Annotated in this window: 1 protein-coding gene; it reads left to right on the top strand. The window is 64.7% G+C overall.

Annotated features, from left to right (window positions below):
* A partial coding sequence (locus tag ACTWQI_RS29860) for a glycosyltransferase family 2 protein (RefSeq protein WP_443275227.1) occupies positions 1–920 on the top strand: 920 nt, incomplete at both ends.

The raw sequence follows: 920 nt of genomic DNA, 5'->3' as shown, positions 1-920 counted from the left end.
TCATGCTGGTGTCGATCGGGCTGATCGAGCTCTTCCGCACCCTGAACGTGCTCTCCAACGCACACGCCACCCTCGTCGCCCGGGACCCGATCCCGGTCGTCCCCGAGAACGGCACCAAAGTCGCCTTCCTCACCTCCTTCGTCCCCGGCAAAGAACCCATCGAGATGGTCACCAAGACCCTCGAAGCCGCCGTCAAGATCCGCCACCGCGGACTCCTCCACATCTGGCTCCTCGACGAAGGCAACGACCCCGAGGTCAAAGCCGTCTGCAGGCGCCTGGGCGTCCACCACTTCACCCGCAAAGACATCCCCCGCTGGAACCAGCCCTCAGGCCCGCACCGCGCCAAAACCAAACACGGCAACTACAACGCCTGGCTCGACGCCCACGGCGACGACTACGACTACTTCGCCTCCGTCGACACCGACCACGTCCCCCTCCCCAACTACCTCGAGCGCATGCTCGGCTTCTTCCGCGACCCCGACATCGCCTTCGTCATCGGCCCCCAGGTCTACGGCAACTACACCACCGCCGTCACCAAAGCCGCCGAAAGCCAACAGTTCCTCTTCCACGCCCTCATCCAACGCGCCGGCAACCGCTACGGCGCCCCCATGTTCGTCGGCACCAGCAACGCCGTCCGCATCAAAGCCATCAAAGGCATCGGCGGCCTGTACGACTCCATCACCGAGGACATGGCCACCGGCTTCGAACTCCACCGCCACCGCAACCCCGACACCGGCCGCACATGGCGCTCGGTCTACACCCCCGACGTCCTCGCCGTCGGCGAAGGCCCCACCGCCTGGACCGACTTCTTCACCCAACAACTCCGCTGGTCCCGCGGCACCTACGAAACCATCCTCAAACAGTTCTGGAAGGCACCCTTCACCCTGCCACCCGGAAAACTCTTCAACTACACCCTGATG

It is taken from the genome of Streptomyces sp. KR80 (genome assembly GCF_052245555.1).
Taxonomy (GTDB): Bacteria; Actinomycetota; Actinomycetes; order Streptomycetales; family Streptomycetaceae; genus Streptomyces.
This window is presented reverse-complemented; position numbering and strand designations above follow the sequence as displayed.